The 14,907-nt window shown below is 57.7% G+C and carries 15 protein-coding genes, 1 other RNA gene and 1 pseudogene; 8 read left to right on the top strand and 9 right to left on the bottom strand.

Features of this window, described 5'->3' with window-relative positions:
- Positions 1-55: 55 nt before the first annotated feature.
- The gene (locus AACR77_RS06980; protein ID WP_042878063.1) at positions 56-496 is read right to left on the bottom strand and encodes a hypothetical protein; all 441 of its coding nucleotides are present in this window, start codon (positions 494-496) and stop codon (positions 56-58) included.
- Positions 497-676: 180 nt separating this feature from the next.
- Between AACR77_RS06980 and AACR77_RS06975 the strand changes: the two genes are divergently transcribed.
- The 5 genes from AACR77_RS06975 to AACR77_RS06955 all read left to right on the top strand — a co-directional run bounded on the left by AACR77_RS06975 (position 677) and on the right by AACR77_RS06955 (position 9,098).
- Positions 677-856, top strand: coding sequence for a hypothetical protein (locus AACR77_RS06975; RefSeq protein WP_042878062.1), 180 nt, complete (start codon positions 677-679; stop codon positions 854-856).
- A gap of 76 nt (positions 857-932) precedes the next feature.
- A complete protein-coding gene (locus AACR77_RS06970; protein WP_052224728.1) occupies positions 933-1,751 on the top strand; it encodes a KilA-N domain-containing protein in 819 nt (272 codons plus the stop codon).
- A complete protein-coding gene (locus AACR77_RS06965; protein ID WP_154109892.1) occupies positions 1,748-1,891 on the top strand; it encodes a hypothetical protein in 144 nt (47 codons plus the stop codon). The genes AACR77_RS06970 and AACR77_RS06965 overlap by 4 nt, the downstream gene beginning before the upstream one ends.
- A gap of 452 nt (positions 1,892-2,343) precedes the next feature.
- Positions 2,344-8,823: an LPD38 domain-containing protein gene (locus AACR77_RS06960; protein WP_231563072.1), complete on the top strand. Its 6,480-nt coding sequence runs from the start codon at positions 2,344-2,346 to the stop codon at positions 8,821-8,823.
- Between the two features lie 71 nt (positions 8,824-8,894).
- A complete protein-coding gene (locus tag AACR77_RS06955) occupies positions 8,895-9,098 on the top strand; it encodes a hypothetical protein (protein WP_042878058.1) in 204 nt (67 codons plus the stop codon).
- Here the strand turns inward: AACR77_RS06955 and AACR77_RS06950 are convergent, their stop codons facing one another.
- Together AACR77_RS06950 and AACR77_RS06945 are read right to left on the bottom strand one after the other, a co-directional pair.
- Positions 9,099-9,443 carry a DUF4156 domain-containing protein gene (locus AACR77_RS06950; protein ID WP_081999287.1) on the bottom strand — a complete coding sequence of 115 codons (345 nt, stop codon included), beginning with the start codon at positions 9,441-9,443 and terminating at the stop codon, positions 9,099-9,101.
- Positions 9,444-9,475: 32 nt separating this feature from the next.
- Positions 9,476-9,829 (bottom strand): hypothetical protein, encoded by a 354-nt coding sequence (locus tag AACR77_RS06945; protein WP_081999286.1) that lies wholly within the window; start codon positions 9,827-9,829, stop codon positions 9,476-9,478.
- Between the two features lie 350 nt (positions 9,830-10,179).
- Here AACR77_RS06945 and AACR77_RS06940 point away from each other — a divergent pair, with 350 nt between their 5' ends.
- Positions 10,180-10,329 (top strand): hypothetical protein, encoded by a 150-nt coding sequence (locus AACR77_RS06940; RefSeq protein WP_154109891.1) that lies wholly within the window; start codon positions 10,180-10,182, stop codon positions 10,327-10,329.
- Between the two features lie 28 nt (positions 10,330-10,357).
- On the opposite strand, the gene AACR77_RS06935 is transcribed toward AACR77_RS06940, so the two are convergent.
- From AACR77_RS06935 to smpB, 3 genes are all read right to left on the bottom strand, one after another.
- Complete coding sequence (locus tag AACR77_RS06935) at positions 10,358-10,720, bottom strand: helix-turn-helix domain-containing protein (protein WP_042878056.1); 363 nt, start codon at positions 10,718-10,720, stop codon at positions 10,358-10,360.
- A 721-nt stretch (positions 10,721-11,441) separates the two neighbouring features.
- Positions 11,442-11,801: a transfer-messenger RNA gene (gene ssrA, locus AACR77_RS06930) on the bottom strand.
- Between the two features lie 122 nt (positions 11,802-11,923).
- Entirely contained in the window at positions 11,924-12,412 is a 489-nt protein-coding gene (gene smpB / locus AACR77_RS06925) for an SsrA-binding protein SmpB (RefSeq protein ID WP_010673973.1), read from the bottom strand.
- Between the two features lie 248 nt (positions 12,413-12,660).
- Between smpB and AACR77_RS06920 the strand changes: the two genes are divergently transcribed.
- Both AACR77_RS06920 and AACR77_RS06915 read left to right on the top strand, forming a co-directional pair.
- Positions 12,661-13,095, top strand: a complete 435-nt coding sequence (locus AACR77_RS06920; protein WP_010673974.1) for an SRPBCC family protein — start codon at positions 12,661-12,663, stop codon at positions 13,093-13,095.
- Positions 13,088-13,444, top strand: a complete 357-nt coding sequence (locus tag AACR77_RS06915; protein WP_039039886.1) for an RnfH family protein — start codon at positions 13,088-13,090, stop codon at positions 13,442-13,444. Before AACR77_RS06920 ends, AACR77_RS06915 begins: the two co-directional genes overlap by 8 nt.
- A 67-nt stretch (positions 13,445-13,511) precedes the next feature.
- Here the strand turns inward: AACR77_RS06915 and AACR77_RS06910 are convergent, their stop codons facing one another.
- The 3 genes and pseudogenes from AACR77_RS06910 to AACR77_RS06900 all read right to left on the bottom strand — a co-directional run.
- Positions 13,512-14,147, bottom strand: a complete 636-nt coding sequence (locus AACR77_RS06910; protein ID WP_042878055.1) for an NAD-dependent epimerase/dehydratase family protein — start codon at positions 14,145-14,147, stop codon at positions 13,512-13,514.
- Positions 14,148-14,247: 100 nt separating this feature from the next.
- The gene (locus AACR77_RS06905; RefSeq protein WP_029314185.1) at positions 14,248-14,586 is read right to left on the bottom strand and encodes an outer membrane protein assembly factor BamE; all 339 of its coding nucleotides are present in this window, start codon (positions 14,584-14,586) and stop codon (positions 14,248-14,250) included.
- A gap of 133 nt (positions 14,587-14,719) precedes the next feature.
- Positions 14,720-14,907 (bottom strand): annotated as a pseudogene (locus AACR77_RS06900) (iron-containing alcohol dehydrogenase); the annotation flags it as partial.

Here is a 14,907-nt window from a genome sequence, read left to right as displayed (position 1 = left end):
TTTAGAGGCTTTGAGCTCCCCCAGTTCGGGGAGCTCAAAATGGCCTTTGGCTATTTTATAAAACCGAATAGGGTTTTACAGCTCGGCTTAGTCGATGCTGTTCGACGTGTTCTAATATTCGATCCCATTCTTCTTGCAAAGTTGTATACAGCAATTGACCGCTGGCATTCCAAAGATCCGGTGATGCTTTGATAGTTTCCCAGATCCTGAGCTCGTCGTAATCCAGCAGATCGGGGCGTGCCAGTGCCAGATTGGCAAGGCGAACTGACTCATCTGTTGACCATAGCGAGTCGATCACCTCTAAAAAGCTGATGCCACGATCGTTATCAAAGATTGCTTCGGTGCCAGCACGCTCAACCGCCCACTCTATCACTCCTGTAATGGTGCGCTTCTGCTGTCTTGCGAGCAGGTCGATCAGATACTTGGAGCGGGGATCTAGCCTCAGTGTCATGTTGACGCTTGTTGTATTCTTCTTCGATTTTTTCTCTATAGCCATAACTGGTCCTGATATGCCGACTGGGATAGTCATAGGCGTTTTTCAATGATGCAAGTATCTATCGTGCGCGCGATAAGAGTCAAAGCGAACGATATGACTATTTGCACATCAAATGACTTGCATGGTTCTTGTCTTGGTCATATGATTTGTTCAGACATAACAGCCAAGCAGAGGAAGAGAATGGGAATCGAGAAGAAAAAACCAGTTCAGATAAGAATGACGCCAGAGATGGTTGACGAATACAGCAAAAACGCAAATCAACATTTCAGAACGCTGCCAACGGAAGTCTTGTTTCGGCTGGCGGTACTGGATGCGCTGGTAAAGCGGGGAGAGGTAAACCTGAATGAGTTCAAGTTCTAGAAAGGATTCGACCCAAGCTGTTGGAGCAGCTCGGGCCGAGGGATGTAAACCTAACCAGCAAAGTAAGGACTACGGTATGACTATACATCAATCCGATAGACAAACGAAAGTCAATGCCATCGTTATCGAGAGCCATTCTATCGCAGTGAAGGCTGACGGCATGTACTGCCTCAACGATCTGCACAAGGCGGCTATGGCGTTGGGAAAGGCGACAGAGAGCCAACGGCCAAGCAACTTCCTCAAGCACCAAGTGGAGTTTATTAAAGCGATTGAAGCCGATGCTACTTTTCTAGCATCGGTAAAATCGATTAAGGGCGGTGTGAAACAGGGCACTTGGGCGATTGAAATTGTCGCCATGAAGTACGCCGGTTGGATCGATGCCTCATTTGAAGTGCAGGTCTATGCAGCTGCTCAAGCCCTGCGCCACGGCGACATTGAAAAGGCTGTTGAGCTCTCTGGCAGCAAGGCAGCCAAGGTCGCGCTGGATGACATGCGGTTGGCCAAGGCTGTCACGTTGCGCGCCCAAGCGCTCGATCAGCAGATCAAGAACGCCCAAGCTATCTGTAATCTGCTCCCCCACCTGAGTGATGTGTCTCGCCAAACCATTACCGCGTCACTGGTTAACCCGGTGGCTGGCGCTGACATTATTCCGCTGCCATTGCTCACTGAGCATTACTACACAGCCACTGAGGTTGGCGACCGCTACGGCATCAGTGCCAACAAGGTGGGTCGCCTCGCCAATGAACACGGCTTGAAAACAGAGCAATACGGCAAGGTGTTTCTCGACAAATCGCCAAACTCGCCCAAGCAGGTGGAGTCGTTCCGCTACAACGACGCGGGCGTGAAGGCCATTGGCGAGATCATCACACTGCTGGAAGTTGGGGGTGCTGCATGAGCACCGCCCAACTGCAAGTCGAACTAACCGCCCTGCTGGATGAGCTGGAGAGCATCGACATGACGCGCGTTGAACGAGCCGAGATCACGGCGCGGATCCAACGAATGATGCAGGTTGAATATTCACCCGCCCAGCGTTAGCATCTCCCCATAGTCGGCCAGTCTGCTTATTGGCCAGCACTCCCTATATCAAGCCCTGATCGGTTCGCCGATCGGGGCTTTTCTTTTGCACAAAAACCGAGGCCACCATGGACAAGAACAGTCTTCGTGACACCCTGCCGTCACCGCAGCAATCAGATACAAGAATGGATGGCTTCTGGGCAGACATGCGACAGCAGTTTAACGCCCCAGTTGCTGAGCCTAAACGAGATCTTGATACCAAGCTAAGTGACTACCCAAAGGCTGTTGGCGCTGGCGCACTGGAACTGGTCGGTGGTATTGGTGAGCTGGCACGGGGCGTGATAAGTCACGGGAAAGAGAATGAGGGAAAGACTGCTTGGGGGAATGTTGCCTCAGCGATCACCCCTGTGATGAAAGGGGTTGCGGCAACAGGGGATTTGGCCCAATCCGGTGCGGATGCCTTGACTGATGGCATGAGCAGTGATGCCAAAGAGGCGATCGGCCGCAGCCTGATTGATGAGACGCCAGAGGGGCGCCTCACCATGGGCGATGGCGCGGGTGATATCGACGTGTGGGCCATGAAGATGGCACAGGGCGTGGGCTCCATGGTGCCGACCCTGCTGGCTGGCGGTGTGACTGGCGTCGCTGCCAAGGCCAGTATCGGGCGTGCTGTCACCGCCTCCATGATTAAGCGAGGCGCCACTCAGGAGGTGGCCGAGGCCGTAGCCGCCAAGGCCGTGTCCAAAATCGCCACCGGGGGGGCTGTCACCACTGGCGCGACCGGCTCGGTAGGTAGCGCGGGGGTGAATACCCGCGAGTCAGTGCTGGGCATGAGCTTTGATGAGCTGTCACGGAGCGATACCTTCCGCCAGGCATTCACCCGCATCGACCAGGATCAGCAGACTCAACACCTCTCTGATGAGGAAAAGCTGTCGCTGGCCCGGGAGGAGACTGCCAACGTTGCCAGCCGAGCCACCATGAGCGACGCCAAAGTGTGGGGCGCTGCCGCCATGGGCTCTGTGATGGGCGATGCCATGCTGTTCAAGATGCTGGCTGGCAAGGCGGCGACCGGTGGCGTGCTCAAGGGGACCGCCAAGGGGGCGGTAGGTGAGGGGATCGGCGAGACCCTCGAGGAGGGGGTACAGCAATACACCATCAACGAATCCCTTAACGAGGTGGCCGCTGCCGATATCGACCCGATGAAAGGAGTGGTGTCCAGTGCGCTGGAGGGCGGCCTGATTGGCATGGGTACCGGTGGCGCCCTGGGTGGCGCTGGCGGGCTGCGTGGCAGCAAGTCACAGCCAGAAAGCGAAGGGGGCGCACAGGCAGATCCCGCCACTGTGGAGGATGCCGCACCTGTTGAGCAGAGTGATCCGATGCAAGCAAACCCCGCTGCCGCACCGGCAGATCCTGACTTGGCACCTGCCGCCGACGCCATGGCCGATCCGGTGGTTGCACCATCTGGCGAGCAATCCCCGCTCGGCCCCAGCGCCAGCCAGTTTGACGAGCTGCGTGATGTGCCTGCCTACCTGCGCCGCGACGATACCGCGGAGCGATTCAAGGGCATGGCTGCCGACAGCGAGGTGCAGCGCGCCCTGGCTGGTGAGTTTGGCCAGTCAGTGCAGGAGTTGGTTGCCTCCCAGATGCAGGCTGGCGATCAGGGCAAGAGCCTTTATGAGCGAGCTCAGGCTGGCGAGCTCGGGCTTGACCCGTTCGCAGGCAACAAGAGCGCCCAGCAGGTAGCCATGGAGAACCAGCGCCCAGCCCTGCCGCTCAAGGATGTGATCTTTGCAGGTGACGCCAATGCCGCCCGGGGGATGACCAAGGAAGGCCACTTTGACGACAAGCCGGCTGGCACCGGCCCCCAGTTCCGCGGCGCAGAGCGCACTCGCTGGCAGAGCGGGCAGGAGGGGGATGTGTTGCCGCCAGAGGCATCTTCCACCAAGCCAGCTGGCGAGCTGCCGGGCGCGGTGATTGAGGGGGAGGCCCGCGAGGTCGGTACCGAGTTGCCGCACCGCGATGTGGTCTATGGCGCAGATCAGCGACAACCTGACGCCAAACCGATGCGCGGCAGTGCCACCGAATCGGCAGTTGGCCCGCTCCAGACACTCCGCATCACCCGCAAAGGCAAGCCATTCGCAACCGAGAAAGAGGCCGCCATGGCCAGCCGCAAGGGCAAGGAGATGCCGGTGCCGCTCAATGGTGGCGGCTTTGGGGTGGCTGAGATCGCCGAAGTGGAGCAGGTGAAGGCTGCTGCAACCACGCAGCCCAGTGCCCCGCAACTCGATGACATCAGTGTCACAGACCAGAACCAACCATCTGATCAGCCAGCTGCAAGCGTAAGCGCTGAAACAGTTCCGGCGCCGTCCGTCACCTCGGGCGAGGCCAGCCAACTAGCACCAGCTATCGATACCGGATACCGAGAGGTGATCCCCCTCAACCAACCCCAGACAGAGGTGAGCAATGAGCCAGTTACCCCAGTACCTGCAATCAGCAGTGAAGGACAAGGCGATCAGCCTGGCGCAGGCGAACCGGCTGCAGCAGGCGCTGGACCAGCCATTGCCGGACTCACCGACCGAGCTGGATCCGGAAATCCGGCAGACCACGCTGCTGCTCCACCTGTACCTGATGGACAGCAGCAAAATGACCCAACACTGACAGCCCCGGCCCCTGATGCCGGGGCTGCTGTTTCTGAGGTGGCGCAACCAGATCCGGTAGTGCCTGCACCTGTCGCTGCACCTACGCCCTGGGCGGAAGCCATCGATAACCCTGATGGAACCATCACTCTGAAAGGCGAGGTGCCGCTCATTAAGCAGTGGGCCAAGGATAGCGGCGTAAAGGCGATCCAGGGTAAGGGCGGCCTGTTGGTGGCCAAGTCATCGGCAGCCAAGGTGCGGGAGTACGCCGCGCCAGCCGCCAGTGAGCCGGTTCAGCAGATCGAGGCAGCCCGCGCCGAGGTGGCGCCTGAACCAACCGACGCTCAGAAGGAGGCCGGCAACTACAAGAAAGGTCACCTCAAGCTGCAGGGGTTGGATATCGCGCTCGAGAACCCCAAGGGCTCTACCCGTTCTGGTACCGACAAGGATGGCAAGGCGTGGCAATCCACCATGGCCCACGATTACGGCTATATCAAGCGCACACTGGGGGCGGACGGGGATCATGTCGATGTGTTCATCGGTGAACAGCCAGATAGCGAAACCGTCTACGTGGTGGATCAGGTGGACCCCAATACCGGCAAGTTTGACGAACACAAGGTAATGATGGGCTTTGCCGATGAGCAGGCCGCCCAGGCTGGCTACCTTGCCAACTATGAGAAGGGGTGGAAGGGGCTTGGCTCCATCAAGGCGATGCCGGTGGAGGAGTTCAAGCGCTGGGTGAAGGGTGGTGATACCACCAAGCCAGTTGGCGAACAGCCAGCGGCGGGCGTGGACATTGTCACCCTGACGGATGATGAGGTACTGGCGGTGGCTGACGAGCTTGGCATCAGCCACGACGACAATCCGGATGATGCGCGATGGGGGCTTGAAGGAGCCAAGAAAGACGCACTCAGCACGGCCATAGCGCGTGTTCGCAACCCATCCAGCGCAACCCCAATCAAGCCAGCCGCGAGCAACAGCAACATCGTATCGGCGCCACCGCAGCAGGACGAAGGGGGAAGCGCAAAGCGAGCCGTCTCATTCTCCAAACAGGCCATGGCGCAGGGCGAGAAGCCAGCCAAGCACCTGACCCGCAAAGAGGCGGAGCTGGTCACCAAGGAGTGGTTCAAGCAGTACCGTGGCGCCAGTGGCATTAATGTGCAGATCCACGCGATCCAGGCCGAGTTGGAGAAGGCGCTGGGGCTGGCAGCCAAAGATGGCCTTATCCGCCGCGCCGCGTTCGATGATGACAACGGCACCCTGCATGTGGCCGCCGACACCATCGCCCACCCCAAGCGGATGCGCGAGATCCTGCGCCATGAGGTGCTGGCCCACTATGGCCTAGCCAATGTGCTGGGCGATGGCGAGTACACCAAGCTGATCAGCCGCATCATCAAATCGAAGAGCGCCCCCAGCATGAAGGCGGTGTGGGAGTGGGTTGATACCCATTACGCTGGCGAGGATGTCGGGGTGCAGGCCGAGGAGGTGATCGCCCACCTGGCCGAACTGGAGCAGAGTGCCTGGCGCCGTGGCTGGGATCAAGTGGTGGCATGGGTTACCAAGGCGCTGCGCACTGTCGGCTTTGTGCCTGGTGGCATTACCGCAGCTGAAACCAGAGTGCTGATTGAAGGGCTGGGCAAGAAGATGAAGCGCGGCGGCCCTGACAATGGCGGCCCGGATGGTGGTCAGAAGTTCAGTCAGGAGTCTGAACAGCCAGCAAAGAAGGGCGGGATCAAGATGAGCCAAGCCAACACGGCCGCCGACAAAGCCATGGAAAAGCTCAATCTCGGCCCCAAGCCTGACATCATCGACAAGACCAAGGCCAATCTGGACAAGCTGCGCAAGGTTGATCGTGGCGTAGTGGAGTCATGGGTAGACCGCTTTATCAAGAAAGCCAACACCGAAGTGCTCGATGCGCTGGCCCCCATCAAGTATGCAGAGGATGCGGCAGGCATTACCGATGCTGCCGACTCAGGCTATGTTGCGGCGCGGATGGCGACCGGGGCAGCCTCCACCATGCAAGCGACCATGCTCTATGGTCTGCCGGAGTGGAATGACGGGGTGATCCAGCGCAAGGCGGGCACCGGCGAGAAAGACGCGCTGCTTGGCATCTTCTCCGATCTGGGGGCTGATCTGCACAACTGGCTGGGCTGGATGGCCGGCCACCGGGCTGAGCTGCTGATGGAGCAGGGGCGCGAGAATCTGCTGAGCGAGCAGGACATCGCTGCCCTGAAAGGGCTTGGCAAGGGCAAGGAGGCCAAGTTCAAGGAGGCAAAAGCCCGCTGGAACCGCCTTAATGCTGCAACCTTGGATCTGGCGCAGGAGGCTGGACTATTCACCAAGGAGGCGCGGGCCGAGTTTGAAAGCGAATGGTACATCCCGTTCTTCCGTGAATCAGATGACGGCGACGTGATCGCCCCCTTCAAGCCTAAGGGCATTGCCAACCAGAACGCCGGGATCAAGAAACTTAAGGGTGGGGAGGCCAACACCAACGACCTGCTCGAGAACATCTTCACCTCTACCTCCAAGCTGATCGACGCTTCCATGAAGAACATGGCGGCGCAAAAGACCGTCTGGAATCTGGCGGATACCGGGCTCATCGAGGTGATACCCAAGCCTAACAAGATGGACTATCAGGCGCTTGCCAACGGCAAGGACCGGATAATGCTCAAGCTTGAGGGTGAGGAGTACATGTTGCGGGTGGAGGATCCTGATCTGTATCGGGCCATGACCTTCTTCGACCGCAAACCCTTTGGCAAGATGACCATGATGGCGTCAAGCGCCAAGCGTATCCTGACGGCAGGGGTAACCGCATCCCCTGAGTTTATGCTGCGCAACTTCCTGCGCGACTCACTCTCCAGCTGGGCGATCAGCAAAGACGGCTTCAAGCCGGTGATCGACTCCATCAAGGGGGTGAAAAAGACCCTGGCGATGGACGGCAGCACCATTGATGTGATGTTCAGCGGCGCCAGCTTCTTGGGTGGCTATGTCAACGGTAACGACCCGACCGCCATGGCCGACACCGTGCGCAAGTCACTGCGCCGCAAGGGGATGACGCCGGAGCAGATTGCCCGCTACGAAAAGAGCATCATCCGCAACGCCGCCCAGGCAAAGGGCGTGGTTGCCAATGTGTGGGAGAAGTACAACCGCTATGGCGAGGCTTTCGAGAATGCCAACCGCGAGGCGGTCTATGCCGCGGCCATCAAGGCGGGCAAGAGCCACGCACAGGCGGCGTTCGAGTCAAAAGACCTGATGGACTTCTCCATGATGGGGGCGGCCCGCTTTATTCAGGGGGCGTCCCTGGTGTTGCCGTTCTTCAATGCTCGCCTGCAGGGTCTGGGCAAACTGAGCCGGGAGCTGCGCGACAACCCTCGTGAGATTGCCAAGCGTGCGGGGATGATCACCGCCATGTCGCTCGGCCTGCTGGCCATGAACTGGGATGATGAGCGATACGAGGAGCTGCCGGACTGGGACAAGGATGCCAACTGGCACATCTTTGTCGGCGATCAGCACTTCCGCATCCCCAAGCCGTTCGAGATTGGGGTGATGTTCGGCACTATCCCGGAGCGGATGGTGCGCGCCATGGGTGGCAAGGATGCCGGCGCCCAGTTCGGCAAGGCAGTCGCCAGAGCGGTTGGCGATACCTTCGCCCTCAACCCCACCCCGCAGATCGTCAAGCCGATAGTGGAGGCAGCCTTCAACTATGACAGTTTCAGGGGCGGCCCCATCGATAACGCGCAGGATCTGGCTGTGAAGGCGGAAGCCCGCTACAACGAGCAGACCAGCCTGCTGATGCGCGAGCTTGGCGAGCTGTCCGGCTTCTCGCCCAAGCAGCTTGAGCACTTGGTGATTGGTTACACAGGCACGATTGGTGGCTATGTCATGGCTGCGGCAGACGGCATCATCCGCGCCTCTCGCCCTGGTGAGTCGGCCAGCTGGCGAGCAGACGAGATCCCGCTGGTGAAAGCAGTGTATCGCGGTACTGGCCCGGCCAAGTCCACCCAACATATGGAGCAGTTCTACCAGATGCTCAATGAGGTGAACCAGCTCAAGCGCACGGTTGACCAGTACCGTAGCGAGGGTTTGACCGATAAGGCGAATGAGCTGCTGGATGAGCAGGGCGGGATCTTGAAGTCACGCAGCAGCCTGAGCCGCACCCAGCAGCAGATCAGGGTGCTCCGCAACCGTATTGAGCTGATGCAGCGTGACAAGGTTCTGAGTGCTGATGAGAAGCGCCGCCGTATCGATGAGCTGCTTTCGCGCCGAAACGATCTGGTGTACCAAGCGGTAAACCGCAATCGGAAGAACTGGGAGTGACGCAATAGCGGCCCTGGCTGAGCCCATGCGAAGGGGGTAAGCTAGGGCCTTAATATGTGAGGACCCTGACCATGTGGATACTGTTTGCGTTGATAATGATGGTGGTGGCGCTCAAAGCGTTCAGTTTCAGCTTTACGCTGGCCCTGATCCCCTTTGCTGCCGGGTGTTGGTGTTTTAGCAAATCCAGCCGGAGCGATCTGGATGACTTTATGGCATTCAGCTTTTTCTTTGTCCTGGTTGGATTTGCTATTGCGGCGCTTGATCAGATTTTTTAGTTATTTATTGCAGCGATAAGCCTCACCTCTAAGTGATGACCCTGAGAATCCAGTGTTATTCATCATGATGGTAACGGTGTCGCCGCCCATTTCAGCAGTCTTGTTTCTCAGTGTTCTCACTGCATTTTCTTCTGCAGCAGCTTGCCCTGACAACCCGCCATTAAAATGATCGCTGGCCTCAACATTACCAATGAAGTCACACCCTTTTATAGCATCTGAGTTTGATGTCATTCTCACCATGGAGCCGCTTTCGGTGAGGGTGGCGGTAACGCAAGCTGAAATAACAAGCGCAGATGACAATATGACCAAACCCCTTGCTATTGTTCGCAAATAATACAACCCCATTAATACACTCCACTAATAATGTCGCACGCCACTTAATAGCACCCATACTCATTACAAGTGGCAGAAAATGGATCGCCGTTACTATCAGTTCCATTAATAATTGTAGAGTTACCAACCTTTGTGGCTGTACTATTCCATGAATTGCCATCTGCATCCTGCCCGGTGGTGTAAGTGCTGTTACCAAGCTTCTGGCTATGCTGACTCCAAGTTGATCCAGTTCTGGCGTTCTGGCCATCGACATAAGTGGAATTACCAAATTTCTGCACAGTATATGTGTTTCCGCTGTCGTCATAGCATGTTTTTAGGCTGCCAGATCCAATGCATTCGGCAGAAGCTGCCCCAGCAAAAAGAAGCATGGAAGCTATGGTGGTAGTTGTTAAGCGCATCAAGACTCTCCTTTTTCTATCAGCAAAATCCGATTCTGGATCGTTTGAGACTGCACGTCAGTGACAAAGATCACGGCGCGGATAGAGCGCATGATGCCTGAACAGGCAGAGTAATAACGGTGGGGCTTCGGCCCCATTTTATTGCCTATTGAAAACGACAAGATCCGGGTTGGGATGTGGCAAACCACAGCACCACACTGATAATATGGCCTCGTTGTTGGTTTCATTAGCGAACTGGAGGTATGGATGGTCAGTATACGTCGCTCTCATTAATCAGGTGTTCGCCTGAGAGGTGAGCAAGGCGTGCCTGGGGATGTCACCCCATGCAACTTTGCTATCAGGAGTTCGCAATGAACCCCATTTTCCTCGTGACTGAACTTGAAGAAATCATTGAATCGCTTGATCTTACCTGCCTCACTCGTGCCGAGATCGCCAACATCCTTGAGCAGTTGAAGGATTGTTGCGGCCGGGATGGTTCACACCAAGGCTCCGATGAGTAGGACAGCGCAGGGGGCGAGCCATCGCCCCTTATCCCACCCGAACCCCAAGTATCTCTGCATAGCAATTCAGCATCGACGCCAGGTGTGGCTTCGGCAGTCTTGCTGCTCGGTTGATCAGCCCCATATGTTCATCATCTGAGACGCTCCAGTCAGGGTCTGCAAGGATGGCCTGGACGGATAGGCCCATCGCTGACGAGAGCATGACCGCCTCTGCCAATCCCATGAAGTCGTCGTGATGCGGCGATAGCCATCTGCTGATACTGGAGCGGGGGATGTCGGTCAGCTTGCTGATCTTGGACTGGCTGAGCTTTCTCTCCGCCATCAGCTTGCGCACCTTCTTCTTTGTGCGATGGACATACTCGATGCTAGAGCTGGTCAGATACCGCTTCATAGGCATTCCTTATCTGTGGTGGCCAACCGTGCTCTAGATCATGTTTTTATGTTTGTCCCAAATCTGGGACGCCTATAGTGCAATTGCTCAGTAATGGCACATCGTGGTCGTGTAGATTGTAGTCAAAAAAAATAGATGGCTGAGTACACGGAGAGTCGCCGCAAAAATCAACATTTACACAAGTGGCGGTTTTATGACGAGTCATAGAGTATGGGATCTATCAACGGCTAGGAAAAAGGTAAAGGAGGCTCAAGAAGATACTGCTCCACTAAGTCTGCAAAAAGTGGTACATTCGCTTGGTTACTGTATGGGTATACAGTGTTTCACAGTCGAGAGACTGAGAGGGGAAGAGCGAGGACCTGGAAGGATGGATTCACTAACTGAGCTAGAACATGTTATTGAGACTTTGGATCTGACAAAGGTGGAGGAAGAGAAAATCGCGCGCATTCTTGAACGACTTCGCGATGAGCTGCAAGCTGCTTCATAGCTGTTGCAGCTGGTTAGGATTGGCCCGCCATTGAGCGGGCTTTTCTATGCGCGTTTTTTGGTGGAGGCAGGTGTTGAGGAGGGGAAAAGAAAAAAGCCTGCATTTCTGCAGGCTTTCTTGCTCTTGGATCGCCAGTGGATCATTTTAGTTCCCGTTTTGGGCCAGTCACTGTCGCCGCGATTTGGCTAAGTGGCTGTTTTAACTCGCTTTGTCCTGTCTGTGTCCTAGTTAAATTGGTGGAGCTGGGGGGATTTGAACCCCCGTCCAAAATTACTACATCCTCGGTACTACATGCTTAGTCACTCTTTACATTCGCCAACACGCTGCGGAGAGACACGCCACGCATTGACTAGCTCGATTGGTTTTAATGCTTCCGCCCCGAGCAGGACTTCCACACGATCCTGTGAAGGATGACCTTCCATATCCCTAGGACACAGGCAAGCTAGGGGAGAAGGGCTCAGCGCAGGTTATTAAGCTGCGAGTGCGTAGTTTTCGTCGTTTGCGACTATTTTTTTGCGGTTTATTAACGAGGCCTACCGCACCTCGGCATGCACCTTGGGTTTCGTGAATCTTGTCGAATCCAGAATCAGCCCCAAGTTGTCAAAAGGGATTGTACGCAAAAATCCTGTCATGGCAAGGCGTTGATGGCAATCGACCGGCCTTGGCCGGTCGATTGCTGGTTTATTGGTCGCCGCATGGGGGCCGGCGGCGCACGATCAACCGCGGTGTTTGTTTTTCATGATGCGGGCTTTTTCCCGATCCCATTCCCGGGCCTTGGTATCTTCCCGCTTGTCGTGTTCTTTCTTGCCCTTCACCAGGCCGATCTCGACCTTGACCCAGCACGCTTTCCAGTAGAGGGCCAGCGGCACTATGGTGTAGCCCTGACGAGCGGTCAGGCTCTCGAGCTTGTCGAGTTCACGGCGACTAAGCAGCAATTTGCGGGTGCGGGTCGGATCGCATACCACGTGGCTGGAGGCGGCGTTCAGCGGCAGGAAGCTGGAGCCGAACAGGAAGGCTTCTCCCTGCATGAAGATGACATAGGCTTCGCTGATGTTGGCCTTGCCCGCCCGCAGGGACTTCACTTCCCACCCTTGCAGGGACAGGCCGGCTTCCACGCGCTCTTCGATGAAGTACTCGTGACGGGCGGTTCTGTTGAGTGCAATGGTGCTGGACCCGGCTTTGTTTTTACTGTTCTTTTTGCTCATGACGGGGGCCTTAGGCAATGTTTAGGAAGGCGCATTATACGTGGGTGGCGGCGGCTGTAAAACGCACAGCGCTCCGAGTGGCGGCTTTGTGAGCAGTTCGATGACGATTTTGAGGGAAGGGCGGGGCGAGAGCAGGCCACACTGGCCGGAAAGTGTGCGATTGCCGTGCTTGGTGACCCGCGAACAGTTTCGGCGGTGATTTTGGCTGACAAGGTGATAAAATCGGGCCGATTGGATGAGGAAAACCCATGCCCCGTATTACTCGCAGTGCCCTGGTGATGTTCAGCGCGGAACAGATGTTCCGGCTGGTCAATGATGTTGATGCCTATCCTGAGTTCCTGCCCGGCTGTGTCGGCAGCCGTGTTCATGAGTCAGGTGAAGACTACATGATGGCCTCGGTCGATGTGGCCAAGGCAGGTATCGCCAAGACCTTTACCACGCGCAACCAGCTCGATGCCAATCGCACCATCAAGATGGAGCTGGTGGAGGGGCCTTTCAGCAAGCTGGCGGGATGGTGGACCTTCACACCCCTGGACGTGGATGCCTGCAAGGTGGAGTTCGATCTCGACTTCGAGTTCACCTCCAAGCTCATTGAGCTGGCCTTTGGCCAGATCTTCCGCGAGCTGGTGAGCTCCATGGTGCTTGCCTTCTCCAATCGTGCCAAGGTGGTTTACGGTGTCTGAGCTCCTCAATATCGAAGTGGCCTATGCCCTGCCCGAGCGGCAGACGGTGCTGTGCATCCGGGTCGCGCCCGAGACCAGCGTGCTGGCGGCCATCGAACAGTCCGGCATCCTGCAAAAGCACCCGGAGATCGACCTGTCGGTCAACAAGTTCGGTATCTACAGCCGTCCGGTCAAGGGCACAGAGTCGGTGCAGGAGGGGGATCGCATCGAGATCTACCGCCCTCTCATCGCCGACCCCAAGGAGATGCGCAAGAAGCGGGCGGAGAAAGCCAAGGAAGAGGGGCGCGCCGATGTGGTCACCGGAGGGCGACCCGATGTGCACCGCAAGCGAGACGATGCCGGCACCTGACGGGTGATGTGCTGTGACAAGGGGCGCCGTGGCGCCCCTTTGTGATCGTCTCGCCCGGCACGGGGCATCACAGGGTGAGCAGGCGCTCGTTTTCCACCGTCTCTATCCCGCTCTCCTGGATGGCAAGGCGCGCCATGGCGTGCGCCACCTGACTGGCCTCGATGGCACGCCAGCGGCGCAGCGACCCGCGCAGCAGGGGCTTTACCAGCGGATAGATGGCCTGGATGATCTGCTCCGAACGGCGCGCAGGTTCGCGATGGCCGAGCAGCATGGCCGGGCGCAGGATGACGAGCCGCTGCCACTCCTGGGCCAGCAGGGCCTGCTCCATCTCGCCCTTGGTGCGGGGATAGAGGGCAGGGGAACCCGGGTTGGCGCCCAGACTGGAGACCACCAGCAGGCGGCGGCAGCCGTGGCGACGGGCGAGCGCGGCAAAGGCCAGCACATAGTCGAGATCGACCCGGCGAAAGGCCTCGGCCGAGCCGGCATCCTTGCGGGTGGTGCCAAGGCAGCAGAAGGCAATGTCCACAGGGGAGGGCAGCGTCAATCTGTCCAGCGCGTCGAACGAGGTGGGCAGCCAGGTGCGTCCCGGAGCGGGGTCGCCCGGTTTGCGGCAGAGCAGGAGGAGGTCATGCTCCGTCCCCAGCTCATGCAGCAAGGCTTTGCCAATCAGACCGGTGGCGCCGGCAATCAGGAATCGACTCATGATGATCTCCTCGGGGCAATGAGGCATCCAGAGTGTGGCCCGGCGACATCACCGGGGCCAGAGAGAACAAAACCGGCAGAAGCCGGTTTTGTGATGTCATCTAGAGCGGTGTGGTGAAGGCGGCAGGGAGAGGGAAATCACCGGTCACGGTGGCCAGTCTGTCACCCACGAAGTTGAGGGTCAGCTCCTTGCGCTCCTTGTCGCCCCGACCGGGCTGGAACTCATAGAGGTAGTACCAGGTGTTGGGGTCAAAGCTGTCGCGCAACATGGGAGAACCCAGCACGAACTCGACCTGTTCGCGGGTCATGCCTTGGCGCAGCTTGTCGACCTGCTTTTGTTCCACATAGTTGCCCTGGGGAATATCGATGCGATAGACCAGGCTGCAACCGGACAGGGTGAGGGCGGTCAGGGCCGCGGCAATCAGGTGTTTCATCCGCATATCGGGTTCAGATCATCCATACAGTCTTTTTAGCTCGGCAAATCATACCCACTCCCCGTGCGGAAGTAAAAAGCCATTGATCCATCAGCCAATAAAAAGGGCCGCGTGGCGGCCCTGGCAGGATCTTGCCCCCTTACATGGCGGCGCGGAAGATGGCGACGATCTCCGCGTGAGTCGCCTGCCTGGGGTTGGTGAGACCACAGGCATCCTTGAGCGCATTGGTGGCCAGCACGTCTAGGTCGTCGGCCCTGACCCCGAGCTGCTCCAGACCGGTGGGGATCTTGACGTCGCGAGCCAGTTGCCGGATGGCATCAATGGCTG

The sequence above is a fragment of the Aeromonas sp. ZOR0002 genome (genome assembly GCF_963866995.1).
GTDB classification, from domain to species: Bacteria; Pseudomonadota; Gammaproteobacteria; order Enterobacterales; family Aeromonadaceae; genus Aeromonas; species Aeromonas caviae.
Note: the sequence above shows the minus strand (reverse complement) of the source record. Positions and strands in the feature narration are given on the sequence as shown.

Excerpts from the sequence above, each read along its gene's own strand:
- AACR77_RS06980 (WP_042878063.1), bottom strand. The coding sequence starts at position 496 with ATGGCTATAGAGAAAAAATCGAAGAAGAATACAACAAGCGTCAACATG.
- AACR77_RS06975 (WP_042878062.1), top strand. The coding sequence starts at position 677 with ATGGGAATCGAGAAGAAAAAACCAGTTCAGATAAGAATGACGCCAGAG.
- AACR77_RS06970 (WP_052224728.1), top strand. The coding sequence starts at position 933 with ATGACTATACATCAATCCGATAGACAAACGAAAGTCAATGCCATCGTT.
- AACR77_RS06965 (WP_154109892.1), top strand. The coding sequence starts at position 1,748 with ATGAGCACCGCCCAACTGCAAGTCGAACTAACCGCCCTGCTGGATGAG.
- AACR77_RS06960 (WP_231563072.1), top strand. The coding sequence starts at position 2,344 with ATGAGCAGTGATGCCAAAGAGGCGATCGGCCGCAGCCTGATTGATGAG.
- AACR77_RS06955 (WP_042878058.1), top strand. The coding sequence starts at position 8,895 with ATGTGGATACTGTTTGCGTTGATAATGATGGTGGTGGCGCTCAAAGCG.
- AACR77_RS06950 (WP_081999287.1), bottom strand. The coding sequence starts at position 9,443 with ATGGGGTTGTATTATTTGCGAACAATAGCAAGGGGTTTGGTCATATTG.
- AACR77_RS06945 (WP_081999286.1), bottom strand. The coding sequence starts at position 9,829 with ATGCGCTTAACAACTACCACCATAGCTTCCATGCTTCTTTTTGCTGGG.
- AACR77_RS06940 (WP_154109891.1), top strand. The coding sequence starts at position 10,180 with ATGAACCCCATTTTCCTCGTGACTGAACTTGAAGAAATCATTGAATCG.
- AACR77_RS06935 (WP_042878056.1), bottom strand. The coding sequence starts at position 10,720 with ATGAAGCGGTATCTGACCAGCTCTAGCATCGAGTATGTCCATCGCACA.
- smpB (WP_010673973.1), bottom strand. The coding sequence starts at position 12,412 with ATGAGCAAAAAGAACAGTAAAAACAAAGCCGGGTCCAGCACCATTGCA.
- AACR77_RS06920 (WP_010673974.1), top strand. The coding sequence starts at position 12,661 with ATGCCCCGTATTACTCGCAGTGCCCTGGTGATGTTCAGCGCGGAACAG.
- AACR77_RS06910 (WP_042878055.1), bottom strand. The coding sequence starts at position 14,147 with ATGAGTCGATTCCTGATTGCCGGCGCCACCGGTCTGATTGGCAAAGCC.
- AACR77_RS06905 (WP_029314185.1), bottom strand. The coding sequence starts at position 14,586 with ATGCGGATGAAACACCTGATTGCCGCGGCCCTGACCGCCCTCACCCTG.